At 44.5% G+C, this 25,648-nt stretch carries 27 protein-coding genes; 18 read left to right on the top strand and 9 right to left on the bottom strand.

What is annotated here, in order from left to right:
• The first annotated feature begins 114 nt into the window (after positions 1-114).
• Positions 115-1,572 (top strand): NCS2 family permease, encoded by a 1,458-nt coding sequence (locus FC62_RS06425; RefSeq protein WP_056947084.1) that lies wholly within the window; start codon positions 115-117, stop codon positions 1,570-1,572.
• A gap of 85 nt (positions 1,573-1,657) precedes the next feature.
• On the opposite strand, the gene FC62_RS06420 is transcribed toward FC62_RS06425, so the two are convergent.
• The 4 genes from FC62_RS06420 to FC62_RS06405 form a co-directional block, all read right to left on the bottom strand.
• On the bottom strand, positions 1,658-1,879 hold the full coding sequence (locus tag FC62_RS06420) for a hypothetical protein (protein ID WP_075362770.1): 222 nt from the start codon (positions 1,877-1,879) through the stop codon (positions 1,658-1,660).
• A gap of 15 nt (positions 1,880-1,894) precedes the next feature.
• Positions 1,895-2,800 (bottom strand): SPFH domain-containing protein, encoded by a 906-nt coding sequence (locus FC62_RS06415; protein ID WP_082611598.1) that lies wholly within the window; start codon positions 2,798-2,800, stop codon positions 1,895-1,897.
• A 2-nt stretch (positions 2,801-2,802) separates the two neighbouring features.
• Positions 2,803-3,150: an NfeD family protein gene (locus tag FC62_RS06410; protein WP_141322596.1), complete on the bottom strand. Its 348-nt coding sequence runs from the start codon at positions 3,148-3,150 to the stop codon at positions 2,803-2,805.
• A 109-nt stretch (positions 3,151-3,259) separates the two neighbouring features.
• A complete protein-coding gene (locus FC62_RS06405; RefSeq protein WP_054746117.1) occupies positions 3,260-3,955 on the bottom strand; it encodes a YoaK family protein in 696 nt (231 codons plus the stop codon).
• A 139-nt stretch (positions 3,956-4,094) separates the two neighbouring features.
• Here FC62_RS06405 and FC62_RS06400 point away from each other — a divergent pair, with 139 nt between their 5' ends.
• Positions 4,095-4,805 (top strand): Bax inhibitor-1/YccA family protein, encoded by a 711-nt coding sequence (locus tag FC62_RS06400; RefSeq protein ID WP_056947034.1) that lies wholly within the window; start codon positions 4,095-4,097, stop codon positions 4,803-4,805.
• A 382-nt stretch (positions 4,806-5,187) separates the two neighbouring features.
• Here the strand turns inward: FC62_RS06400 and FC62_RS06395 are convergent, their stop codons facing one another.
• Positions 5,188-6,102, bottom strand: a complete 915-nt coding sequence (locus FC62_RS06395; RefSeq protein WP_056947031.1) for an RluA family pseudouridine synthase — start codon at positions 6,100-6,102, stop codon at positions 5,188-5,190.
• Between the two features lie 127 nt (positions 6,103-6,229).
• Here FC62_RS06395 and FC62_RS06390 point away from each other — a divergent pair, with 127 nt between their 5' ends.
• From FC62_RS06390 to FC62_RS06370, 5 genes are read left to right on the top strand one after another with little or no spacing between them, the layout of a single operon-like run.
• Positions 6,230-8,305 carry a PBP1A family penicillin-binding protein gene (locus FC62_RS06390; RefSeq protein ID WP_371857357.1) on the top strand — a complete coding sequence of 692 codons (2,076 nt, stop codon included), beginning with the start codon at positions 6,230-6,232 and terminating at the stop codon, positions 8,303-8,305.
• On the top strand, positions 8,277-8,672 hold the full coding sequence (locus tag FC62_RS06385; protein WP_054746120.1) for a YlbF family regulator: 396 nt from the start codon (positions 8,277-8,279) through the stop codon (positions 8,670-8,672). The genes FC62_RS06390 and FC62_RS06385 overlap by 29 nt, the downstream gene beginning before the upstream one ends.
• 53 nt (positions 8,673-8,725) lie before the next feature.
• Positions 8,726-9,940 (top strand): metallophosphoesterase family protein, encoded by a 1,215-nt coding sequence (locus FC62_RS06380; RefSeq protein ID WP_056947029.1) that lies wholly within the window; start codon positions 8,726-8,728, stop codon positions 9,938-9,940.
• Entirely contained in the window at positions 9,930-12,455 is a 2,526-nt protein-coding gene (locus FC62_RS06375) for an ATP-binding protein (RefSeq protein WP_056947026.1), read from the top strand. The genes FC62_RS06380 and FC62_RS06375 overlap by 11 nt, the downstream gene beginning before the upstream one ends.
• A 15-nt stretch (positions 12,456-12,470) precedes the next feature.
• Entirely contained in the window at positions 12,471-13,421 is a 951-nt protein-coding gene (locus FC62_RS06370) for a 3'-5' exoribonuclease YhaM family protein (protein ID WP_141322597.1), read from the top strand.
• Positions 13,422-13,494: 73 nt separating this feature from the next.
• On the opposite strand, the gene FC62_RS06365 is transcribed toward FC62_RS06370, so the two are convergent.
• The 3 genes from FC62_RS06365 to FC62_RS06355 all read right to left on the bottom strand — a co-directional run bounded on the left by FC62_RS06365 (position 13,495) and on the right by FC62_RS06355 (position 15,329).
• The gene (locus FC62_RS06365) at positions 13,495-14,400 is read right to left on the bottom strand and encodes a peptidylprolyl isomerase PrsA (RefSeq protein WP_056947022.1); all 906 of its coding nucleotides are present in this window, start codon (positions 14,398-14,400) and stop codon (positions 13,495-13,497) included.
• A gap of 135 nt (positions 14,401-14,535) precedes the next feature.
• Entirely contained in the window at positions 14,536-14,883 is a 348-nt protein-coding gene (locus tag FC62_RS06360) for a hypothetical protein (RefSeq protein WP_054746125.1), read from the bottom strand.
• Positions 14,883-15,329 (bottom strand): HIT family protein, encoded by a 447-nt coding sequence (locus FC62_RS06355; RefSeq protein ID WP_054746126.1) that lies wholly within the window; start codon positions 15,327-15,329, stop codon positions 14,883-14,885. The genes FC62_RS06360 and FC62_RS06355 overlap by 1 nt, the downstream gene beginning before the upstream one ends.
• An 84-nt stretch (positions 15,330-15,413) precedes the next feature.
• Between FC62_RS06355 and FC62_RS06350 the strand changes: the two genes are divergently transcribed.
• From FC62_RS06350 to trmB, 3 genes are read left to right on the top strand one after another with little or no spacing between them, the layout of a single operon-like run.
• Positions 15,414-16,148, top strand: a complete 735-nt coding sequence (locus FC62_RS06350) for an ABC transporter ATP-binding protein (protein WP_056947019.1) — start codon at positions 15,414-15,416, stop codon at positions 16,146-16,148.
• Positions 16,145-17,380, top strand: coding sequence for an ABC transporter permease (locus FC62_RS06345; protein ID WP_056947016.1), 1,236 nt, complete (start codon positions 16,145-16,147; stop codon positions 17,378-17,380). The genes FC62_RS06350 and FC62_RS06345 overlap by 4 nt, the downstream gene beginning before the upstream one ends.
• Positions 17,381-18,034, top strand: a complete 654-nt coding sequence (gene trmB / locus FC62_RS06340; protein WP_054746130.1) for a tRNA (guanosine(46)-N7)-methyltransferase TrmB — start codon at positions 17,381-17,383, stop codon at positions 18,032-18,034. It abuts the gene before it with no gap.
• Between the two features lie 4 nt (positions 18,035-18,038).
• Here trmB and FC62_RS06335 read toward each other — a convergent pair whose 3' ends face one another.
• On the bottom strand, positions 18,039-18,362 hold the full coding sequence (locus FC62_RS06335) for a hypothetical protein (protein WP_054746131.1): 324 nt from the start codon (positions 18,360-18,362) through the stop codon (positions 18,039-18,041).
• Between the two features lie 84 nt (positions 18,363-18,446).
• Here FC62_RS06335 and FC62_RS06330 point away from each other — a divergent pair, with 84 nt between their 5' ends.
• The 8 genes from FC62_RS06330 to nrdR are packed head-to-tail and all read left to right on the top strand — an operon-like array spanning position 18,447 to position 25,638.
• On the top strand, positions 18,447-18,767 hold the full coding sequence (locus tag FC62_RS06330; protein WP_056947013.1) for a thioredoxin family protein: 321 nt from the start codon (positions 18,447-18,449) through the stop codon (positions 18,765-18,767).
• A gap of 12 nt (positions 18,768-18,779) precedes the next feature.
• Positions 18,780-19,424, top strand: coding sequence for a YtpR family tRNA-binding protein (ytpR, locus tag FC62_RS06325; RefSeq protein WP_056947010.1), 645 nt, complete (start codon positions 18,780-18,782; stop codon positions 19,422-19,424).
• 59 nt (positions 19,425-19,483) lie between these two features.
• Positions 19,484-19,657 carry a hypothetical protein gene (locus FC62_RS08140; RefSeq protein ID WP_156408182.1) on the top strand — a complete coding sequence of 58 codons (174 nt, stop codon included), beginning with the start codon at positions 19,484-19,486 and terminating at the stop codon, positions 19,655-19,657.
• Between the two features lie 2 nt (positions 19,658-19,659).
• Positions 19,660-20,970 (top strand): UDP-N-acetylmuramate--L-alanine ligase, encoded by a 1,311-nt coding sequence (gene murC, locus FC62_RS06320; RefSeq protein WP_056947007.1) that lies wholly within the window; start codon positions 19,660-19,662, stop codon positions 20,968-20,970.
• Between the two features lie 59 nt (positions 20,971-21,029).
• Complete coding sequence (gene polA / locus FC62_RS06315) at positions 21,030-23,723, top strand: DNA polymerase I (RefSeq protein WP_056947004.1); 2,694 nt, start codon at positions 21,030-21,032, stop codon at positions 23,721-23,723.
• Between the two features lie 9 nt (positions 23,724-23,732).
• Positions 23,733-24,560, top strand: coding sequence for a bifunctional DNA-formamidopyrimidine glycosylase/DNA-(apurinic or apyrimidinic site) lyase (mutM, locus tag FC62_RS06310; protein ID WP_054746133.1), 828 nt, complete (start codon positions 23,733-23,735; stop codon positions 24,558-24,560).
• Entirely contained in the window at positions 24,557-25,168 is a 612-nt protein-coding gene (gene coaE / locus FC62_RS06305; RefSeq protein WP_056947001.1) for a dephospho-CoA kinase, read from the top strand. Before mutM ends, coaE begins: the two co-directional genes overlap by 4 nt.
• A 2-nt stretch (positions 25,169-25,170) precedes the next feature.
• Positions 25,171-25,638: a transcriptional regulator NrdR gene (nrdR, locus tag FC62_RS06300; RefSeq protein WP_054746134.1), complete on the top strand. Its 468-nt coding sequence runs from the start codon at positions 25,171-25,173 to the stop codon at positions 25,636-25,638.
• Positions 25,639-25,648: the final 10 nt, after the last annotated feature.

The raw sequence follows: 25,648 nt of genomic DNA, 5'->3' as shown, positions 1-25,648 counted from the left end.
AAATAAATACGTACTATTTCTATGATGATTCAAAAAATTGTTCGGAAATATCTTGTTTTACTAGCTTATTTCTGGTAATATCATGGTATAAATTGGTCAAAGGAGAACGAAATGCTGAACAATCTTTTTAAATTGCAGAAGAATCATACGAAAATATCCACGGAAATCTTGGCAGGAATCACGACATTCTTCGCCATGTCTTACATCCTGTTTGTTAATCCATCAATCCTGGCCCAAACGGGAATGCCGGCGCAGGCGGTCTTTCTTGCTACAATCATCGCCTCGTTTGTGGGTACGATGATTATGGGATTATTCGCGAACGTGCCATATGCATTGGCGCCGGGAATGGGCCTCAATGCGTTTTTCACCTACACGGTCTGCTTCGCGCTTGGTTTTAGTTGGCAACAGGGTTTGGCGTTGGTCTTCATCTGTGGTCTCATCAACATTTTGATCACGGTTACTAAAATTCGGAAGATGATTATCAGAGCAATTCCCAAATCGCTGCAACACGCTATGGGTGGTGGTATCGGTGTTTTTATCGCCTATGTGGGACTGAAAAATGCTGGCTTCCTCCAGTTTACGTCTGAGCCTGCCAATATTATTAGTGTTAATGGTGCGCCACTCGCGGCGGGCCAGGAAACCTTTAAGGGTGGCCTGCAGTCAATTGTGACCGGCGGTGGAATCGTGCCTGCCTTAACTAGTTTTGCGAAACCCGGCGCATTGCTGGCCCTCATCGGTCTGTTAATCGTGATTGTATTACTAATTAAAAAGGTCCCAGGAGCTGTGTTTATCAGCATTATCCTCACTACACTGATTGGTATTCCACTGGGTGTGACCAATTTCAATGCCGCCACAGCCACCTCTCTTGGGGAATCATTCAATCAACTCGGTACGACCTTTGGTGCGGCGTTTGGCTCTAAGGGACTCGTGACCCTGTTTAATGATCCAAGTAAGCTGGCGTTAGTTCTGATGACGATCTTCTCCTTTAGTTTCTCGGACACCTTTGATACGCTAGGTACATTCATCGGTACCGGACGCAAAACTGGAATATTTAACGAGCAGGACGAGGCAGCCCTCGAGAATGGGAATGGCTTTAGTTCTAAAATGGATCGTGCATTGTTTGCTGATTCAATCGCAACCTCGATAGGTGCAGTTTTCGGTACTAGTAACACAACGACGTATGTGGAAAGTGCTGCCGGAATCGGTGCCGGTGGTCGGACTGGCTTGACCGCCGTGACTGTTGCTATTATGTTTCTGCTCTCAACAGTATTTACGCCTTTCATTGCAGTAGTTCCAACAGAAGCTTTGGCGCCAGCACTCATTGCCGTTGGTGTGATGATGATGAGTACATTCAAGAATATTGACTGGAACGATTTGGGTGAAGCCATTCCGGCGTTCTTCACCTCGATCTTTATGGGATTAGCCTACAACATTTCCTACGGTATCGCAGCAGGTTTCATCACTTACTGCATCATCCAAACTGTTCGTGGTAATGCCAAAAAAGTGCATCCAATACTTTGGATTGTCTCTGGCTTGTTCGTGGTGAACTTCATTCTTTTAGCCAACATTTAATATCTAATAACTCCTAAAATCCAAAAAAATACTCCGTGAACAAGCAAATGCTCGTGGAGTATTTATTTTGTACTATTATTTTGTATTATTGTAGCTTTCCAATATTCTCGAAGAGTTGATCGAGAAACTTCAATACTTTGCTGTCTGAAGGGGAGTTCTCTACCATATTCGTGCGTGATGGTTTGGCCTGTGATGCTTTTCGAGCATCGCGTCGATTCTTTTTGACGTTGCCGTTTGTGAATCGTTTGCTCCCAGTCAAAACGCTGTATTCGGCGGTCGTGAGGTAATGCTTCTTATGATTAATCATTGTCTTCACCATCGACTATTCGTCGTCTTGGCTAGTTAATTCATCCATCGAGACTGAAATATCGTTCACAGCATCTGAAGTTTCGCCGTTGTTGTGCTTGTTAAATGTTGGTTTTTTAGGGTTGATCAAGTTGCCCAAAACGCCTGCTTGGCCATAAGTGCTTGAGCCGTCATTTGGTACGACAACCAGGTTTGTGTCAGAATTTGCCAATTGACGATAAGCATCGATTGATTGGTTAGCGAGGTAAGTCTCAGAAACATTGTTCAAAGCCTCTTGAACAACGTCAATTCTGTACTTTTCAGCGTCAGCAGCTGTTCTCTTTGCAGTTGCTTCGGCTTTGGCTGTGTTCACTAAAGCATCATTCTTGGCCTTAGTGGTCAATTCGATTGACTTAGATTCACCTTCAGCACGCAAAATCGCAGCAGTTTTGTTACGATCGGCAGTCAGTTGCTTGTCCATGGCTTTTTGGATTTCAAGTGAAGGCTTCAATTCGTCGATATTAATTCGGTCAACTTTGATACCGTATGTATCTGTCAAATCACCGATTGCTTCAGCCAAGTCGACGTTGATCTTCTTCGTCGAAACAAGGGCTTCGTTCAAATCGAGGTTACCCATGATATCACGCAAGTGCCCACGAACCAGCTGAGCCATTGATTCAACAGAATCGGTATTCTCATATTGGTATTTTACAGCGTTCGTTACGTGGTAGTTCAAAGTAACAGTAGCAACGATTTCGGCGTTATCCTTAGTGATGATTGAATAACCAGGCAATGAGATAGGCTCCATAGCCATTGAAACGTTAGCGATATGTTGTGCGAGTGGAATGTAGAAATTGATTCCGGCGTTCACAGTGCGTGAGTATTTACCAAAAGTTTCTACTAAACCAACGTTGTTTTGTGGGACAATTTTTATTCCGAACATAATTAATTCTCTCTTTCTTTGATAATGACGATATTTCCATTGATATTTGTGACTTCGTATTGCTTATGTGCTTTGACTGGCTCGTTGTTCTCAGTGATGTAACGGTAGACCAGACCGCGTACGGTGATGATGCCGGTAGTTTGGTCGATATCTTTTGCACCGACTATCTGACCAATGAAGTTTCTTTGTTCGAAATTGGCGAAACCAGATACTTTTAAATCTTTCTGATTCAATAACAGCTCAATCGCAGTCAGAATGGCACTATTCATACTTTGGTTATGATCGGTTGCGTAACTTTGCAACCTATCAGACAAACTTTCTGACAGGCGCAATGTCAATCTTTTATCCAATTCTTCTCCCATAAAAAAATCCTTTCTATTCACTTTGTCTGAGTGACATCATTATGTCGCCAAAAAAGATAAATAGCAAGGATTAAATTACAATTTTTGTATAAATAGATTATTTGTGCTTCTGATAAAGATCGTCTTGCGGTGGAAGGTGGAGGTGGCTAGTATAAATTGCTACCATAAGACCGATGATGGAGATTACAATCGTGTTCTGGCCCAGGTAGCCAACCAACAAACCGTTGAGAACAGCGCCTGCAAGGAAGCTCAGTAGGATGATGATAAATGTCTTGGTTTTCTTCCAAGCGGCTGGTTTGTGTATGAATAACGTGTCATACAGGCCCTCTGAGATTGTCCGGAGATTACCGGTCATCATCATCGGCGTGTAAGGACCATTATAAATCTTGCGAAATTCCTGCATTTGGGCTGCCGCCGCCATTGAAAGAATCGCCAGTATCAGCAGATTCGACAGTTTTTGGGTCAGAATTAGTGCCACGATGAGGAGGATCATTTCGTAGATAAGGACGAAGGTTGGACGCGATACCTGTTTAATATTATCGTATTTGTGTTGTACTAATCTGACGACGATGGTTCCAAGCATGAACATGGCAATTGCGAAAATATAACGGCCGATTTTGCCGAAATCACCTCTACCAAGGTTAATTCCTAACAGAATCAAATTTCCAGTCTGCATTCCAGCAAAAACTTCGCCATGAAGAAGGTATGAATAGGCATCAAGGCCACCCGCACTGGCGGCTAAGAACATTCCCGGAACAACACGTTCATAATCAGGTTTACGTATTTCTCTCATAATTACTCCAATCTTAACTTTTTCATTCTAGACAATGGCACGCTTAAATGCAAAGTCAAATACCCAATGTAGATCTTTTAAGAATTGCTTTTGGTATTTTAGTTGGTATAATTGTCTCAAAAGAAGGGGGAGATTTCCCATGGACGAAGTACAAGCTCGTCAATTAGAGATAACAAAGACGAAGAGAAGTAATCTACACAAGTTAATCAGTAAGACCTACCAAAAAGTTGCGGCTGGTATTGCGCTGACCGCAGTCGTGAGTGTTGGTACAACGATGCTTGTCGGCGATCAATTAGCACAAATTAGCGGTAATGCGTTTTTTATGGGCTGGTTGCTCTCATTTGTGTTGTTGATTGCAGCGGCGGTTCGGGTGCGAACATTCGTAAAACACCGCGAGAATACGAAGGCACAAGCGGCCTTCTACGTGATTGCCGCAATCTTCGGCCTCGTTTTGACACTGCCGTTTACATACTATACGCTCGATTCAATTGGCGCGGCATTCCTGATTTCTGGAGCAATATTCCTCGGGTTAGCGCGTTTTGGAACCACCACAAATAAGGATTTTGTCAGCTGGGGTCGCGTATTATTCGTCATGCTCCTTGGTACAGTTGTTATGACATTTATTGGCATGTTCATCGGTATGGGAACCGGTGGCATTATCATGAACATCCTTGTTATGCTGCTGTTCAGTGCGTATATCGTGTATGATTCGAACCAATTGGTAAGACGGAACCAGAATGTTGCTGCAGCCGATATTGAAGGTATTAGTACATTAATGGCTGTTGATCTTTACCTTGACTTCATCAACTTATTCCAACGTGTGCTTGCCTTAGTTGGTGATCGCCGCTAAGTATTTGAGACATAGAAGTAGTTTAGACCATGAAAATGGTCTTTTTTTTTTCAGATTATTGTTTACTATTTCACAAAATGAGGTAAAATAAATTTTGTAATGAAAATTACAACCCAACTAAAAGTGAAATTAATGATTGTAACCGCTATTATGTAGCCTTTCTTGATATTTTGTAAATTAATATCTCCTATGAATATATTAGCGAAATAAAAAACAAGCGTTCCAAAAATTCAGGAATTAAAATATTCCTGTGTCCAAAATTTTTGGGATGTACACCGAATAGTGCCAGTAACCCCACTGGCTGAATTTGGCAAGACGTCAATCATTAATTTCAACTATACTTTTTAATCGCCCGTAGCGGGCGATTTTTTTATACGTTAGCTTACTTAAGCCATAATTGCTTTGGTAGCGTCACAGTTACAAACTCATAGGACAACGGTTTTCGAAAGTGCAATTGATACGCCTGAAGTTCAATTCCGCTAGTCGACTGCGCCAAAGTGGGTGGCACCAGTGGATTGTACAACGGGTCGCGACAAACCGGGAGGCCAATACTTGCCAGATGAACTCTAATTTGGTGGGTCCGTCCGGTCGCCAGGCTCAGGTGCAGGAGTGCCGTTTGCTGTTTAGCATCAATCTTTAAGACGCGGTACGTGGTTTGAGCGCTCAGCCCAGTCTCTTTAATGGCGCGCTTTCGCTTATCGCTAATATCTTGGCCAATTGGCGTTTCGATATAGTTCGACTTATTTAAAGTCAAGTTGGCCTTGTTATTCGGTAGGAGATTGACCCGCGCGAGGTAGAAGCGTTGCATCGTCTTCTGCACCAGTTGTCTGTTAAGTAAGGGCACAACCACCGGGTTTTTACCAATTAACAATAATCCGCTGGTTAACATGTCAAGTCGGTGGGTTACATACGGTGTCTGTTCCATGGGGGCGAGATAAGTGGCGACATCATTTAGCGCCGTATTTGTCTCGTCCAATCGGTTGGGGTGCGATTTCTGTCCGTGGGGCTTGTTGATGACCACCACGTCTTCATCCTCGTAAATAATTTCAGGCAAGTGGCCGCTTGGCGTGTACTCGTGCTGGGTTGATTCAACGGCGTTGAAGTTCAATGTGAGCAGCTCACCTGGATTGACCATACTATTCACGGAACGGTAGTGCCCGTTGACCAAGATGTCTCGATTAATTCTCAGATAATGCTGCCATTTTTTCGGAATCAGGAAGTCCTGCATGACTTCTCTCACCGATTTTTGCTCTAGTTCTTTTGGGTACTGCGTGACAAACTTGTAAGATGTTTTCATTTTTGGTTAAACCATCATTCTTTTTCTAGTTTAAATTCTCTAACTAATGCAGAGTATGCTAAAATCTGTGTAGACATCGGAGGGTTATATGAACGAAAATCCGACTTTTTTGACAAAAGTAGGCCAGATAATTAAGCGCATCTTCCACTTTATTGCCCCTTACTGGGCCAAACTGTGGCGGTGGTTGAAGGCCATCAATCACCGATTCCAGATTGTGCGTTTCGTCATCCTGATTGGTTTACTACTTGTCCTTATTACTACATCTTATTACACAATTAAAGTAAAAACAGCAAATATTGGTGGGATGAAACAGTCGCTGCAGACTACGACTGCGATTTATGACGCCAATGGGCAAAAGGCCGGTTCGCTCTATTCCCAGAAGGGAAACTACGTCGAGCTCGATCAAATTTCCGATAATATTGAGAATGCCGTGATTTCTACCGAGGATCGGTCGTTCTACCAGAACTGTGGCTTCAGTATTAAGGGAATTGGGCGTGCCTTCGTCGGTAAGCTACTCAATCGGTATGCTGGTGGTGGCTCAACCATTACCCAGCAGTTGGCTAAAAATGCACTGTTAACGCAGGTTCAGACACTGAGCCGTAAAGTCGAGGAGCTATTCTACGCGATAGAAATCACAAATAAGTATTCGAAATCCGATATTTTGGCGATGTATCTCAATAATTCATACTTTGGATATGGTGTATGGGGTGTGCAGGATGCTAGTCGGCGCTACTTCGGTAAGGATGCCAGTGACGTCACACTGTCGGAGGCCGCAACCCTTGCTGCGATGCTGCGGAGTCCAAGCTTTTATAACCCGATAGATCACATGGACAACGCTATCTCTAGGAGAAATCTGGTGTTGTCGTTGATGAAAGATAACCATAAGATAACCGAGGGGCAGATGAAGCAGGCCCGAGCGACCAGCTTGGCTCTGAAGGATACCTATTACCAAGAAGATGGCTATAAGTTCCCCTACTATTTCGACGCAGTAATTTCTGAGGCCATCGATCGTTATGGCCTGAAGGAAGAGGACGTCATGAACCGCGGCCTCAAGATATACACTTCACTCGATCAGAATTATCAACAACAGATGCAGACGACGTTTAAGAACGACACCTTGTTCCCAAAGAACGCCGCAGATGGAACCATTGTCCAGGGTGCATCCGTTGCTGTTGATCCAAAAACTGGTGCGGTGCAGGCCGTGGTTGGAGGCCGTGGTGAACACGTTTTCCGTGGCTATAATCGTGCGACCCAGATTAAGCGCCAACCGGGATCCTCAATCAAGCCTCTCGCTGTGTACGCACCTGCTTTACAGGCTGGCTATCACTACGATTCACTACTCTCAGACAAGCTGCAGGACTTTGGTAGTAATAAATATCGACCGGAGAATGTGGATAACGTCTATCGAAACGAGGTTCCAATGTATGATGCACTAGCCCAGAGCATGAACGTTCCCGCTGTCTGGTTGCTCGATAAGATTGGCGTTAGTCGTGGGGTGAAGTCGGTTGAGAACTTCGGCGTAACCGTGCACAAGAATGATCAAAACTTGGCGCTTGCTCTAGGTGGCTTGAGTACCGGGGTATCGCCAATGCAAATGGCTAAGGCGTATACTACATTTGCTAATGACGGTAATATTGCGAACCAAACCTCTTTTATCACTAAAATCGTTGATGCTAGTGGTAAGGTACTGGTGAACAACACGGCAAACAAGAACCATCGCATCCTCTCTGAAAAGGTTAGTCAAGAGATGACCAGTATGCTCCTGGGCGTGTTTAGTGCCGGGAGCGGGATGTCCGCCAAACCTTATGGTTATACTGTGGCCGGTAAGACCGGATCGACCGAGGTGCCAGATAGCTACGGCTATGGTACGAAGGACCAGTGGATTGTGGGTTACACGCCGGATATCGTTGTGGCGACATGGATTGGCTTTGACAAAACAAATCAAAATCATTTTCTAGTTGGTACATCTGCCAATGGTGTCGCACCGGTGTTTAAGGCCGTGATGGAAAATATCTTGCCGTATACCGCCCGCACGGACTTCTCGGAAACTAGTGCACAGCAAATGGTGCAGCAGAATGGTCAGGAAGGCCATTCGGGCCGTTGGTTCGGTCATGTGAGTGAAAATATTCAAAATGGCTTTGAAGAAGCAGGCAAAACACTTGGTGAATGGTATAATGATGCTAAAGGGCTATTTGGCCAGTAGAAAGGAACCAGAAAATTTGATTAATATTTTTGACTCTACCAATAAAGTTGCAGAGGACTTGAAACAACTTCCAGAGTTTCAAGCTGTCCAGGAGGCAGTTGAGCAACTTAAGGGTAATGAAGAGGACCTAAAGTTATACCGAGAAGTAATGCAATTTCAAGCATCCCTGCAGAATAAGCAAATGAGCGGTCAAGAAGTAACTGCTGAGGATGACGCCAAATTCAAAGAGTACAGTGAACAGATGAACGGTAACCAGAATATTGCCAACTTGATGGAAAAAGAACAGATGATGTTCCAATTATTACAACAAATCCAGCAGGCGATGACCAGACCATTAGATCAACTGTACAGTGAATTAAATAATTAACCAAGATTGGCGACAAATTAAGTTTTGTTGCCTTTTTTTAGAATCAGGATAATATGAAATTTTTACATGTCGCAGATGCACACTTAGATAGTCCATTTGGTGGGCTTTCTTTTTTACCACAAGCAGCACACCAAGAAATACAAGAATCAACAAAGGCGGCGTTTACGAAGATGGTTGATGTGGCCATAACGCGAGACGTCGATTTCGTGTTGTTGGTCGGTGATACGTTTGATTCGAACAATCCGGTGCCGGCCACCCAGCTATTCCTCATGAGGGAGATTGAACGGCTCACTAAGGCACGAATTCACACATTTATTTCGTTTGGTAATCATGATTATATGACACCAGAGAACCTGTTGGTTCAGTCTGGGCAATTCGTACACATTTTCGACGAAAATGTTGCGACAAGTACAATTACAGCCAAAGACGGTACGGTCGTTGACGTGATTGGTTTTAGTTACGTACGGAATCATATTACTGAGGACGTGGTACAATATTTTCCGGCGAAAGTTCCAGGGCACTACACGATTGGTATGCTCCATGGCAGTGCGGCTGGTGACCAGAGTGGGGTCGACAACTATGCGCCGTTCTCGTTAACGGAACTGAATAATAAGAATTATGATTACTTTGCCCTTGGGCATATTCATCTCCGCCAAGTACTGAGTTCCAATCCATTAATTATCTATCCCGGTAATCTGCAGGGGAGGCACGTGAACGAGCCAGGTACTAAAGGATTCTACGAGTTAACTGTCGATGAAAATGGTCATACCACCAGTAAGTTTGTTGCTACCAGTATTTTTATTTGGCAAACTATCACGCTAGATTTACCCAATAATCTGACTAAGGAACTCCTTTTTGCCACAATTATTGCACAGGTAGACGATGTGCTAAAGGATGAGCCGACACGCAGCCTAATCACATTGACTATTAGAAACAGCGAGGTGCTCGAAAAGGAATTGCACGATCTGTTGCTGGACCCAGCTATTTTGAATTACCTCAGTCAGAAGATAAGCTCTGCAAGTTATCTTGTTCGGGTCCACTTTGCCGTAAAGCGGCACCTGCAACTTAATAATTTAGACCAGCAGTACCTGGAGGAAGCACGGCAGCGCACATTTACGCCGGAAGAGGTGCAAGAGCTTGCTAAGCCACTAATGAAGCACGGGTTCATCGCCGACTTCCTGGCCGATCCTACGACAATTAAACGGCTCGTTGAACAGGCCGAGCTCTTATTACAACAGGAGATGGGGGAAACGCGGGATGCAGATTAGTCAAATTAAGGTGCGTAATTTCGGTAAATTTCGTGATCAGGTATTCGATTTAACACCTGGCAGTACCGTTTTCTTTGGACTGAACGAGGCGGGTAAAAGCACACTTGTTGCATTCATCAACCAGATCATGTTTGGTTTTGCCAGGAAAAGTAGCAAGAACTTCGACTACTATCAATTTGAGACCAATCCAAACGTTTATGGCGGCCAGCTGACTTTTAGGGATGACGAGAACGAGTGGGTACTGGAACGCTTGCAGGCCAAGAATGCGCAGGCGGGTAATCTCCGAGTATTCTTCAACGGTACTGAAGTACCTAGCGCGACATTTTTTTGCCAAATTCACCAAATCGACCAGCAATTTTTTGGTGAGTCCTTTATCTTTGATCAGCATACATTAGGCCAGATTATGAGTCTTAATCAGTCTGAGATTGTGACACAGATTAATCACCTGGGTGCGAGCAATAGTGCTGAGTTGATGAAGTTAGCAGCACAATTCGCTAAAAAAGCGGATCAAATATATAAGCCACGAGGACAGAAATTACCGCTAAATCAGGAATTAACACAGTTAACGCAACTGGAGGATGCGGTTCTTTCTAACGGCAATCAGGCACAGGCGTATTTGGAATTGACGCGGCAGAAAGAGCCATTTCAGGCCAAGTTACAGGCAGCGAAGAAAAAGGATCGCGAGCTCACAGAGGCCATTCGCCAAGAACAAAAACTGGCAGACAAAATCGGCCTGCTGGGCGAGTACAAGTTATTACAGCAGTCTAGTCAAGTAGTAGAATTCGACGAAGCCAGCTTTCAAAGGGCCACGGCGTTAATTAGCGAACAAGAATCAATCAAAAATCAGGTTGCACAGCTCAAAAATCAGATTGAAGCGTTGCAAAAATCTCGGGTAGTGACTAATGAAGATACAAAGGCAGTGGTGGACGAATGGTCAGAAATAAATCACCTAGAGCAGCTTGATGGGGACTCGGCAAAGCAGATCTCAAATGAGCAAGCGTCGCTAGAACAACTTTATATTTATCAGCCGGAATTACGCCAAATTAATCAGTTGGATGCAACACAAATTGACCAGATGCGGACTGACTTCGCCGCCATTCGTAATTTACAAGAAGAGCAGCGAAAGGCGGAGGAGAAGCGACAGGCAACTGCTAATAACACTATGCAACCCAATCTGCTTCAAAATGTGACAGTTGGGGTCGCGGCCATACTACTGGTGGGCGGCTTAGCCCTGCTGTTTACTGGACACGCCATGGTTGGCCTGTTATTATTCATCGCCGCTGTGGGGGCCTCAGGTCTCGCGTTCTTCGTCCGAAACAAAAATACCACGGATATACGCTCTGACAATTCAGACAGCGATCAACATAATTTATTGACGGAGCAAATCAACCAATTTGTGACCCAGTATGGGATTGAATTGCCGCGTGACTTAAACGGCCTGCTGGTCCAGGCAAGCACGATTAACGATAAGAGTAATCACATTAAATTCCTCCAGCAGCAGGTAGCTGATAACCAGAAAAAGATTGATCAGTACTTAGACAGGCTCGCCGTCAGCATATTACCGCAAGAACTTGATTTGAACAATTGGTCGTCAATCAAACAGTATGTGCAGCAGTTAAAGGCGCGACTGGAACATGAGAACCAATTAGAAAGTAGTTTGACAGCCAACCAGAATCTACTGCGCGAATTAGGTGCCGACTTGGCCGCCAAGGAGGATGCTCTTCGAGCTATTTTGACGCAGAATAGTGAGGAGAGCTTTGACAGCTTTCAGGAGACGAGTGACAAATATCGCAAACAGCAGCAGAATAGCGAGAAGCGGGCAAACTTGAAGCATATTCTTGGTAGTGACTTTGAACGACTGACGGCACCAGATTTTGTACCCGCTGAGTTACTTTCAACACTTGAGCAGAAGAAAAGCATGCAGACCGCGGTTACCGACAATGTAAATGAGCTCCAGCAACAATTAGCGGATATCAATAGTCAACAGGCACTCCTCGGTGATGATCGGGCAGTAATCGCGGCTCAGACGGCGGTTCAAGATCAGAAAGATCAAATTCAGGAGGACGTTGTTGACTGGTTGAGTCACAAATTGGCAGCACAATGGATTAATTCAATGCTTAATTTGGCGAGTCAGAATCGATTCCCTAAAATGGCCGTAGCGAGCCAGAAGTACATGAAAATTCTGTCGGGTGGTCAATATGACGTGTTGCATATTAATGATAAAATTACCGTGCAGAATTCGGTGAGAAAGCAGAAGCTCACACCAAGTCAATTGTCAAGAGGCACAAGTGAACAACTGTACTTTGCGTTGAAGTTGGCCTTCATCGAACAGATCGAAGATGAGATTAATTTGCCAATTATTATCGATGATGCATTTGTCAATTTCGACGATCAACGGGTACAATATATGAAAGAACTGTTGGCGGAGTTGGGGCAGAAACACCAAATATTGGTGTTTACGGCACGCGCCGAGATTGTTCAATTGTTTGCGGAAAATCAAATAGTCAGGTTATAGATTGTAAGGAGTTTTATGCTGAAAAAAATTAGTGAATATAATGTCGACGAGGAAATGGATATCGTTGTCTTACTGAAACATGCAGATGTGCGGACGACGAAGACCGGGAAACAGTACCTGGCTTTAACATTCGAGGATACTTCCGGGCAAATTAGGGGTAATTTTTGGGATGCATCTTCTACCGACGTCGATAACTACCAGAGCGGTACCGTGGTCGAGCTAAGTGGGAAGAAGGAGCTTTACCAGAATACGCCACAAGTCAAAATATACGGTCTCCGGTTGGTTGGTGAGGAAGAGGGCTTTGATATGAGCCAATTTGTCAAAGCCGCGCCAATCTCGGTGGAGGATATGCAAGCAGAACTGAACAAGGACGTTTTTGAAATTACGAATCCAACTTGGAATAGAATTGTGCGTTTTCTGTTGCAGAAGTACCAGATAAATTTCTATTCCTATCCCGCTGCTAAAACTAACCATCATGCGATTAAGGGTGGGTTAGCTTTCCACACACTGAGCATGGTCCGGTTGGCCCAGTCAATTAGTGCACTATATCCGCAGCTAAATAAGCCGTTACTTTTGGCCGGTACGATTCTCCATGACTTGGGTAAGACCATCGAGTTAACGGGTCCCGTGGGAACAGAATATACAGTCACCGGGAATCTGATTGGTCATATTGTCTTGATAGACGAGGAAATCATCAAAGCGGCCACGGAGTTGAAGATAGACGAGCAGTCAGAGGACTTCTTAGTCTTGCGGCACATGGTCCTCTCGCATCACGGTCTGCAGGAGTACGGCTCGCCTGTCCGACCAGCACTCATGGAGGCAGATGTGTTACATGAGATCGATATGTTGGATGCATCCCTCTACATGATGACGGAAGCCTTAGACAAGACCACTCCAGGGCAATACACGGACCGTATTTTCGCCTTGGATAATCGGCGCTTCTATAAGCCAAAATTAAGCGAATAATTTAATGTATATAAAAGAGCAAACCCATTTAATGGATTTGCTCTTTTTGGTTGATAAATTCTTGTACTAAAACTTACTTAGAAACGCTTGATGAAGTTGTTGATGTTGCATACTGGGATAATACACTCTTCAGGTCGCTATCCTTGATGTTTGGATCAGCCTTCTTCAAGACCTTCGCAATGACACCCTGCATTACAGTAGAATCTTGGAGCCATGAATCATAGATTTGCTTATCGATTTCAGCTTTTCTTTCCTTCAAAGTTCCCTTAGCTGGGCGCTTAATCATCTTGATTACGTGGTAGCCGTATTCTGTCTTCACAGCCGTCTTCGTGTATTCGCCTTGCTTCAACTTGAATGCAGCTTCCTTAAATGTGGAGTCGAGCGTGGTATCGCTGTTGTCAAAAGCGGGTAACTTGCCTGCGTCTTCTTTTGTTGCATCATCAGTCGAATATTTCTTAGCCAACGACTTGAAACTCGTACCCTTGTCTAATTCGGCGATAATAGTCTTAGCTGTGTCTTCCTTCTCAACGAGGATATGTTGTACGGTTACTTTAGGTTCGAAGCTCTTCCAAGCCTTTTGTTCTTGTTTAGCAGTAACCTTCTTCAAGTCTTTTAAAGCAACTTCCGTCAACATGTTAGTTCTGATATTCTTCTTGAATGTTGCTTGGGTCAAACCATTCTGGGTCAGAACTGAATCGAATTGGGAACCGTATTGCTTTTTGTAGTTGTTGAATTCCTTCGTGACCTTTTTGCTTGAGACCTTGTCACCATATTGTTCATCCAAGGATTTCTCAATAATCATGTTTGCAAGAGTTGATTGGCCTGAAGATGATTTCTTCAGTTCATCGTAGAACTCACTTTGGGTGATTTTACCACCTTTATAACTAACGACTGTTTTGTCGTTTGAGCATGCAGCGAGTGTCAATGAGAGTCCGGCTACACCGAGGACCACTCCTACTTTTTTTACTAATCTGTTCATGTTTTAGTACACATCCTTAATCTATTAATTAAACATCTGTTTTTAAATATAGCACATAATCGTTCATAGCAAAAACGATTTGCGAGAAATTCACACAATCATCAATGTTTGATTACATTTTCTTAACTAGTTGAGCTAAAGTTGGTCCTCATCAGTGGTTTGTGGTAAATTATCCTGTAAGTTCTGGAGACTGTCCTCAATTCCCTTGAGGTTTGGTGCGATCTGCTGGTTGAAACCATCAATGCGGTCCGTGATGGATGACAGAGTGTTCTCAATTAGCTTCGCACCGTCATTTTTCAAGTATGCAGAACTTTCATCAAAGCGTACTTTAGCTTCTTTAATATTGTTGCTATCCGCAATTGTTTCATCTATTTGTTGCTTGAAGTCATGTTTAATAGTGTTCCCGGTTTGTGGATTCTTGACAAATCCGATAACTGCGCCGAGTAGCGCACCGCTTAGTAAGCCTAGGCCAAAACTTTTCATTATTCTACCTCGAATTGTTGTTTGATTTTGTCGGCGATTGCTTGATACTGCTCGTTGTCGTATTGGGCACTATTGTCTGTCCACACCATCTTGAAGCCGTCGTGGTCAGAATAACGAGGCACGAAGTGGATGTGTGCGTGAAAGACTGATTGATAGGCAACAGCACCATTGTTATTGGCAATGTTCATTCCTTTGATTTCAGGGTCAAAACCCTTGACTGCTCGCGCGATTTCGGGAATATACTTGAGGTATTTTGCGGCGTCTTCCTTTGAAAATTCAAACATGTTTGCAATGTGCTTCTTCGGGATCATCAGGGTGTGACCCGGTGTTACCTGAGAGATATCGAGGAATGCTTTCACATCGTCGTTTTCAAAGACGGTGTAGCTCGGAATCTCTCCTTGGATAATTTTGCAGAAGATACAGTCATCATTCATTGTCTTTTCCATCCTTTTTGGTAGTGTTAGGTATGTATATTTCACTTTTCATGCTATCATAATGAAGTAATTTTTTCATGAAAATGAGGGGCCAAAATGGGATTAATAATTAAGAATCTGGTCGGCGGGTATCAGAATGTGCCGGTTATCAAGGGAATTAACCTTGAAATACAGCCAGGTGAGGCGGTTGGACTGATTGGTCTGAATGGGGCCGGCAAGTCGACCACGATTAAGCATGTGTTGGGTTTGCTGCGGCCAATTAGTGGCGAAATCAGTCTGAATGAATTGACGCTAAAGGAGCAGCCGACGCAATTTAAGCAGCAGGTAGCCGTGATTCCGGAAACGCCAGTCCTTTATCCGGAATTGACGCTTAAGGAGCACCTTGAGCTAACCATTCTGGCATACGGGTTAGACAGAGGACATGTCTGGCCGCATGCGTTAGAATTATTAAAGCTGTTTAGATTAGACGACAAGCTGGGCTGGCTGCCAATCCACTTCTCTAAGGGTATGAAGCAAAAGGTCATGATTGTGAATGCTTTCCTGACAGATGCACAGCTCTTGATTATTGACGAGCCATTTACCGGATTAGACCCCTTGGCCGTGGCGAATCTGATTGATTTAATCAATTCTGCTAAGAGGGCCGGTAAAATGGTGTTACTAACAACTCATGTCCTTCAGACCGCGAGAAGGGCTTTGGAAAGGTACGTGGTCTTGAACAACGGACTCATCGTGCTTGATGGCTCACTCGACTCCATTAAACAGCATTATGAAATTGCAGACGATAATTTCGGTGAGTTGTACCAGAAGCTCGCAGTGGAGCAGTCAAAATGAGTGAATTATTTCAGAAACGACTACAGAAAAACCTGCAACAGAACATTAAGTATCTCACACTAGTTTTCAACGACTTCTTTGTACTTGCGTTGATCTTTCTCCTAGGTGGTTTCTTATTCTGGTATGCGCAGATTTTACGCCAAATCCCGGATAATCAGTGGTACTACCAACCGCTCCTAGCGCTGATCCTGTTTATCCCGCTCACGGTGGGCAAGCTGGCCACGCTATTTAAGTCGGCCGATAGCCAGTTTATCTGGACCAATGACGATGCGATTGCCCCTTACATGAGACGTGCACGCAATTACAGCATGGTTGTTCCGACAATCATCATTCTCCTAGTGACCGGGTTGGCTTTCCCTTTTGCAACGGTGAAAGCTGGCGTCAGCTTACCGGGATTTTTAATGCTCTTGCTCGGTTTAATCCTTGCAAAGTATAATCATCTGACGTTATTAAGCACCAATTTCTTTGAAAATAATCAGCAAGGATTATCGAACTGGCTGGTAGCACTTGATTTGGTCGGCGTCGTAGCGGGAATATATCTTCCTGGTGTGAGCCTCGCGGTTGAACTCGGCGAGTGGTTATTCATTAGGTTAACCAGAGGCTGGTCCGGTCTGTTTGATTGGACCAAGGCCATCGAGTATGAGCAGCGGAGAATGGAGGTTGTGCAGGGTTTCTATAGCCTATTTACGGATATTCCGGAACGACCAATCAAAATCAAGCGGCGTAAGTACCTGGATTTTGTACTCACCAAGATTGAGCACAAGCCAACGCCAGACTTTTATCTATTTCAAAGAACTTTGTTGCGTAACCCAGAATTTCTGAATTTGGTTGTGCGCATGACGGTATTTGCGCTGTTAATTGCATTCATGGTTCAAGATATACGCTTTGTCGTGGGCTTGAATTTCTTGATTGTCTTCCTGACACTCTACCAGTTATTGCCACTCTATTCGCAGTTTGAGCGTAATTCAATGTACCGCTCTTTACCGATTAACCCCAAGGGTAAGCAAAAGGCATTTCAAAGAGTAATTGGAGGTGTGATCTTGGCTCAAACCCTGGTCATTGCCCTCTGGTGGCTAATTGTCCTCCCAAATAAATTACCGGTTTTACTTGGCGTAATTGTGCTGGTTGCCCTGAACATATTGAGTTTAGTGGTTTATTTACCGGGTAGAACGAAGAAGTTGGCATCACAGTCTGTATATCGGACCCCAATAAAGAATAAAAGGAAGAACTAAATGAGATTGAAGAACAAACCGTGGGCACATGAATTAGTGGAGGCCCACCCAGAAAAAGTTTTAATTCGGCCTGAAGGCAAGATTGATTGGCAGAAACGTTTTACAAATCCTGACTTACCTCTGCGCATCGAGGTTGGTTCCGGGAAGGGCCAATTTATTATTAGACAAGCTCAAGCACACCCGAAGATTAATTTTGTAGCAATTGAATTACAGACAAGCGCGGCGGGCGTTATTTTAAGAGATGAGCTCAAGTTAGCCCTCCCAAACCTACAGATACTGTTGGGAGATGGTAAGATGGTTGACACTTACTTTGCACGAGAGAGCGTTGACCTAGTCTACTTGAACTTCTCTGATCCTTGGCCAAAAACACGCCACGAGAAGAGAAGACTGACCTACCGTGACTTTCTAAGGTCATATGAGAACATCCTACAAATAGATGGCCACATTGAGTTTAAGACCGACAACCGTGGGCTGTTCGAATATTCGCTAGTGAGTATGAATAACTACGCCATGAAGTTTGACTACGTTAATTTGGACCTCCATAACTCGGATGACGAGGTGGTGGCGCAGAACATCCAGACTGAATACGAGGAGAAGTTCTCACGGCGGGGCCACCCAATCTATGCACTCCACGCTCATTTCCAAAAAAAATAACCGCCTAAGCGATTAATTTGAGGTCGAGCAGGGCGTAGCTCTTAGCGCTCAGCACGAATTCATACTCTAATAATTGGCCGTGACTCTTCCGAATTAAACCACCAAAGTATGCTTTGGTCTTGAAATCTTCGTGCTGGTAAATCCGTGGTTCATCCTCGAGCCATGAGCCGGTGATGTCGTTTTGGTCAGAGAATAGTTGTTTCACCCGCTCTAACGATCTTCTTAGCCGGACCTTCTTATTGTACTGCTTAATAAGTGAATAGCTGGTACCAATAGCTATGGCAGTCATACCTGCTGTGAATATTAACTTAGTCGTTTTAGAATTCAATAGCTGTGCTCCTTTATTAAGAAAGATTGTTTGACAAATATTTGTTTATATTTAATATTATGCTACGAAAGGTTGGAAAATACGATGAAAAAAATTGAAGAATTAACAATTAGCGAATTACCTGAACTAGTGAAAGAGGGTAGAACGGTGCTCTTCTTTACTGCTAGCTGGTGTGGGGACTGCAAGTTCCTGAAACCATTCATGCCTGCGGTCGAGAGTGACTTTGCCGACATTAAGTTCATCGAAGTGGACACTGATGCTTCAATGGACTTGGCCCAAGAGCTAAATATCTTTGGGATACCAAGCATGGTTGTTTTCCAGGATGGGCAAGAAGTCGGTCGCTTGGTGAACAAAGACAGAAAGACCAAACAAGAAGTGGAAGACTTCTTGAATTCAGTTGCCTAAGGAGAAAAATTTGTGATAACTAGCATTAATCAAACAGCATTTCCCAATACATTGATTGCAATTCTTGGCCCAGATCAGGGAGAACAGTCTTCAGAACAGAAGCAAAATGTTGTTCGGATTTTCAACCAGGACAATCAGACAATCGGCTTCAACTTTTTTCAAATTGATTCGGTGCTAGACTTAACGAACGCAACAAACGGTCGGATTAAGCTGACCAGCGCCCAGATTAATAAATTGAACGAGTACTTAATCAGTGTGGGCTTTAAGGCCGAGTTGCCGACTGTGGAGAAGAAGACTCTAGTCTACGGCTACGTTAAGACATCTGAGCCGCACCCGGATTCTGATCACCTGCATGTGACAACTGTAGACGTTGGTGACGAGACAGATTATCAGATTGTCTGTGGTGCGCCGAACATCGCTGCCGGGCAGAAAGTTGTTGTGGCGCTACCGGAAACCATGATGCCAGATGGTGCCATTATTTGGCCCGGAGCATTGCGTGGTGTGGAGAGCTATGGCATGATCACGAGTGCTCGTGAGCTTGGACTAAAGCACGCACCTGACAAGCGTGGGATTCTGGTACTGCCAAATGATTTCCCGGTTGGCCATGAGTTTGAACCAGAGAAAGTTGATCGATTATTAGCAAAAGGAGCCATTTAGGCCTCTTTTTTTTGCACAAAATGGTAAAATGAGATAAGTAAAACTAGTGGGAGGGTGTCATGACAAAGGGTACGGCAGCTTTAAATGATGATGAACTATATTACTTAGATGTCTCTAAGACGTTAGACGAATATCAGACCACCGAGTTGTATCTTTTCGACCTGGTTGCCATGCGCCGCCATGAACAATCGAATGAGTCCCCACAAAAAATTGAACAGACGGAGTTGGTGTAATCGTGCTAAAAAAAGACGCAAATTATTATTTTATTGGAATTAAGGGAACCGGGATGGCCGGTCTCGCATTGGTCATGCATGACCTGGGTTACAAAGTTTCCGGCAGTGACATTGAACAGCACACATTTACACAGGAACCCTTGCTTGCAGCAGGAATTGAGGTATTACCTTTTGCGGCAAAGAACATTAATGCAGGGCTCACCATCGTGAAGGGAAATGCCTTTAAGGAAGATCATCCTGAGGTTAAGCGTGCGCTCGAGCTGAACCTAAAAATTATGAGTTATCCCGATACGTTGGCTGAACTACTGCCACAGTACACGAGTATTGGCGTTGCCGGTGCACATGGTAAAACGAGCACAACGGGTCTAATGGCACACGTCCTTGGCGGTGTTCTGCCTACCAGCTACTTAGTGGGGGATGGAACCGGTCGTGGTATTGCCAATTCGCGGTTCTTCGTCTATGAGGCTGATGAGTATCGGCGGCATTTTCTGGCTTACCACCCCGATTACATGGTGATGACGAATATTGACTTTGATCACCCTGATTACTTTAAAGATATTGATGACGTAACGGCGGCGTTCCAAACGGCGGCAGACCAGACCAGAAAGGGCTTGTTTGTTTGGGGCGATGATGAGCGATTAGCTAATTTAAAGACTGACATTCAAAAGTTCACATATGGTCTGAAAGAAACCGATGACTATCGCGCGGTTAATATCAAAAGAGACGAACTTGGTGCGCAGTTTGATGTGCTCTATCACGGGGATTCTTTGGGACGGTTTACTATCCGCCTGTTCGGTGAACACAATATCATGAACAGCTTGGCCGTGATTGGTGTCGCACACCAAGAGGGCCTAAATATGGTTGATGTTGCCAATGAGTTGGTCAGCTATCAGGGTACGAAGCGCCGTTTTGCTGAGACCGATTACAAAGACGTGGTCGTCATTGACGATTACGCGCACCACCCAACGGAGATGAAGGCCACGCTGCAGGCTGCAAGACAGAAGTTTCCGGATATGAAGCTGGTAGCAATTTTCCAACCACACACGTACAGCAGAACGAAACAGTTTGCTGCTGAGTTCGCTGAAATTCTCCGTACCGCGGATAAAGCCTACGTGACGCCAATCTTCGGTTCAGCCAGAGAGTCTACCGGAGATATTTCGAGCGAGATGCTGGTGGATCAAATTGGCAAGGATTCAGAGGTAATCAAGTTAGAGAATATTTCAGATTTGACCGAGAACAAGAATTCTGTCATGGTATTCATGGGTGCAGGTGATATTCAGAAATATGAGACTGCGTACGAGAAATTACTATAAGCAACCTAGTGGTTGCTTTTTTACTAACGGAATAGGCAAATAACTACAAAGGAGCAGCAATGGCAGCTAAAAAGCTTTTACTAATTGACGGAAATTCTGTGGCGTTCCGAGCATTCTTTGCACTATACAATCAGGTGGAGCGCTTCACTAATGGTGACGGGCTGCATACAAGTGCGATTTTTGCATTCAAAAACATGCTGGACGTCGTGTTGAAGAGAGAACAACCTGATAATGTGCTCGTGGCATTCGATGCTGGTAAGACGACGTTTCGGACCAAAATGTTCGACGACTATAAAGGGAGTCGCGCGAAGACACCGGTCGAATTACTCGAGCAGTTACCGTATTTGCGGGAGATGCTTACTTACCTCGGAATCAAGAGTTACGAGTTAGCTGAGTATGAGGCTGATGATATCATTGGCACGCTAGCCTTAGCTGGCGAGAAAGCGGGTTACGACGTGGTTGTGGTGACGGGCGACCGTGACCTCACACAGCTTAGTACGGATAAGGTACGGGTCGATGTGACCGTGAAGGGTGTGAATGAGATTGAGCAGTATACCCCGGCTCATGTGCTAGAAAAACTAGGTGTGACGCCGCGCCAAATTATCGATTTGAAGGCATTGACGGGCGATACTAGTGACAACTACCCAGGCGTGACCAAGGTCGGTAAGGTGACCGCAGAGAAATTGGTTAAAGAGTATGGTTCAGTCGAGGGAATCTACGAGCAGATTGACTCGATGAAGCAGAGCAAGATGAAAGAAAATCTGCTCAATGACCGTGAACAGGCGTTTTTGAGCAAGCAACTGGCGACAATCAAGCAGGATGCGCCGCTAGAGATTACCCTGGCTGAGACAGTGCTAAAAGAGCCTGACTTGATAAAGCTACGGCAGTTCTACCAGCAGATGAACTTCCAGAGTTTTCTAGCGAAGCTTGATCAGAATAATGCCATTAACCTAGATTTGGGTGCTGATGAGGGAGCCGCTACTGTGCCTGTCCAACCGGAGATTCAGTATGTGACTCTGACTAGGGAGATGCTGAAAGCTAATATCTTTGGTAACCAGTCTGAAGTAACGTTCTATCTGGAGCTGCTAGGTGAAAATTACCACTTGGCCGACCTAATTGGTTTTGGATTGCTGGTCGCAGACCAGATTTACGTCAGTGATGACGTGACACTTTTGCAAGAACCGGCTGTGAAAAGCATGCTAATGGACGAAAGCATCAAGAAAAATGTCTTTGACTTGAAGAGAACCACGGTCGCGTTGAATAGATTAGGTATCACGGCCGCTGGATTAAATTATGATATGTTGTTGGCTAGTTATCTGATTAATAATGAGAACAACAGTAACGACGTGAGCACAGTGGCTGCTCAATACGATTACACTAGTGTATTGAGCGATGAGGCTGTGTTCGGTAAGGGTGTAAAAACCGCTGTACCGACCGAAGTAGCCGAATTACTACAACATATCGCTAACAAATTAATGGCGATTAGTGACTTGAAGCCAACGCTACTGAAGAAGCTGGCGGAGCATGAACAAGACTCGTTGTATGATGAGATTGAAATTCCTCTGGCCAAAGTTCTAGCCCAAATGGAGATAACGGGTATCACGGTAAAAGCGCCGACGTTGACTACAATGCAAAATGATTTGGCGTTGCGGTTACAAGAGCTGGAGCAGAAAATTTACGCGGAAGTGGGGGAAGAATTCAACCTGAATTCACCAAAACAACTGGGTACAATTCTATTCGATAAATTGGGTCTACCACCAATTAAGAAGACTAAGACTGGTTACTCAACCTCGGTTGAGGTACTGGAAGAGCTAAAGAGTCAGAGTCCTGTGGTGCAGGAGATCCTTGATTATCGGCAAATCAATAAGATTCAATCGACCTATGTAACCGGGCTGTTGAAGGTCATTATGGGTGACGGAAAGGTACATACCCGTTACCTCCAGACCTTGACCGCAACGGGTCGCCTCTCGTCAGTCGATCCTAACCTGCAAAATATTCCCATTAGAATAGACGAAGGAAAACAAATCAGGAAAGCGTTTGTTGCCAGCAAACCGGGTTGGCAAATCTTCTCGAGTGATTATTCGCAGATTGAACTGCGGGTCCTGGCGCATGTTTCCGGTGATCAGACGATGCAACAGGCATTTATGGATGGAATTGATATTCACGCAAACACGGCCATACGCATTTTCAACTTGAGTAGTCCTCATGAGGTGACCAGTCTGATGCGTCGCCAGGCCAAAGCCGTTAACTTCGGGATTGTCTATGGCATCTCGGACTTCGGCCTAGCTAAGAATATTGGCATTGCCAGAAGCCAGGCTAAGCAATTTATCGAAGGTTATTTCGCTACTTATCCGCAGGTACACGAGTTTATGCAACAATCTGTCAAAAGTGCGCGTGAAAATGGGTTCGTCGAGACGATCATGCACAGAAGACGTTATCTCCCAGACATTCATTCGAAGAACTTTAACCTCCGATCTTTCGCAGAACGAACAGCGATGAACTCACCGATTCAGGGTGGGGCAGCCGATATTATCAAGATTGCGATGATTAATATGAATAAAGCATTGGCTGAGAATAAGTTACAGACGCGCATGCTTTTGCAAGTTCACGATGAATTGATTTTTGAAGTGCCAGATGAAGAACTAGAAACAATTAAAAAATTAGTACCAAGTGTGATGGATTCGGCCGTGAAGTTGGATGTGCCACTAAAGGTGGAGTATGGCTACGGTCCAACTTGGTATGATGTAAAGTGAGGATGAATCATGCCTGAGTTACCAGAAGTTGAGACAGTACGGAAGAGTCTAATTCCCCAGATTAAGAATAAGACCATTAAAGATATAAAGATTCCCTATGAAGCAATTGTTGTGGGGGATGCCCAGGAATTTATTAATAGTCTTCGGGGGGAGACCTTCATTGATGTGGACCGGTTTGGTAAATACCTGGTCTTTAGATTAACCAATGACAAGTCGGTGGTCTCGCACTTGCGGATGGAGGGTAAATACCACATTGTTCCCCAAAAGACACCGCTTGATAAACATGAACACTTGGTATATGAGTTAACCGATGGCACCGACTTGCGCTATGCAGATGTCCGGAAGTTTGGGCGGCTCCAACTGGTTGAGACTGGCACGGAAGCCGTGGTTACCGGAATTAGTAAGCTTGGACCAGAGCCCAATTCTGCTGCTTTCACGCTTGATTACTTTGAAGCAGGGCTAAAGACCAGGAAGAAGAATATCAAGAATGTGTTATTGGATCAGGGGATAGTGACCGGTCTTGGTAATATTTATGTTGATGAGGTTCTTTGGCTGAGCAAGATTCATCCGTTGACTCCGGCCAATAAGTTAGAACACGCAGAAATCGCCGAGTTATTTACGGCCATTAATGAGGAGATAACTTTAGCCATTCAGAATCACGGTACGACGGTCTTTACCTACCTCGATGCCAGCGGTCATGCCGGTAGCATGCAGAATCATCTCCACGCATATTCGCACGGAAATGAACCGTGTGAACGTTGCGGTACGATTATGGAGAAAATCAAAGTTAGCGGTAGGGGAACGGTCTTTTGTCCCCATTGTCAGGTTGTAAAATGACGTATTATTTAGGTTTAACTGGCGGGATAGCGAGCGGCAAAAGTACGGTCTCTGATCTCTTTCGCCACAAGAATATACCGGTGATTGATGCAGACGAGGTGGCTCACGCGCTAATGGAGCCCGGTGCGGCTAACTGGCAAAAGATAGTAGCTAAGTTCGGTCCGCAGTTCTTAAATGCCGATCAAACAATCAACCGGCAGAAGCTCGCTCAGCTAGTTTTCAGTGATCAAAATGCCCTCAGTAAGCTTAATCATCTTTCACATCCGACTATTAAGACCAGTCTGCTGAATAAGATGCAGGAGTATGCAATACAGAATGCCAGGGTCGTCGTCGTGGATATTCCGTTATTATATGAGGGTAAATTTGATACCCACCTCGACGATGTGCTTCTGGTCTACGTGGATAACAAGACGCAACTTGAGCGTTTGATGGCCCGCGATGCGATTACTGTAAAAGAAGCCAAGAGGAAGATTGCCGCCCAAATGCCACTAGCAAAAAAGAAATTACTGGCCGATTATTTAATTGACAATACTGGTACAATAGAAGAAACTACCAGCTCATTTGAAGCTTTTTTTCGGGCGAATATTAGCCCGAAGTTGGAGGAATAACTATGGAATGTCCAAATTGTCATCAAAACTCATCCCGTGTTGTCGATAGCAGACCAAGTGACGAGAATAGAGCGATTAGAAGGCGACGCGAATGTGAGAACTGTGGTTACAGATTTACAACCTTTGAAAGAATCGAGCTCTCACCACTCCTGGTAATTAAGAGTGATGGTAATCGTGAAGCCTTTAACCGTGAGAAGATCTTTAACGGGCTTGTTCATGCTGCCGAGAAACGGCCAATTACGAGTGATGAGCTGAGTGATCTGGTCGATCGGGTAGAGAACAGTATCCGCAAAAAGGGTTTAAATGAAATTTCCTCAAAGCAAATTGGTGAAATTGTCATGGACGAACTTGCGGAATTGGACGACGTCGCGTATATCCGCTTCGCCAGTGTGTACCGTCAATTCAAGGATATGAGCGGCTTCATGAAGGCGCTCGAAGAAATGATGTCTAAGGATAAGAAGTCTAGCTAGGTCAGGTATT

It is taken from the genome of Amylolactobacillus amylotrophicus DSM 20534, assembly GCF_001434555.1.
In the GTDB taxonomy this organism is placed as follows: domain Bacteria; phylum Bacillota; class Bacilli; order Lactobacillales; family Lactobacillaceae; genus Amylolactobacillus; species Amylolactobacillus amylophilus.
The sequence above is the reverse complement of the archived record's forward strand: the minus strand, read 5'-3'. Positions and strand labels throughout refer to the sequence as shown.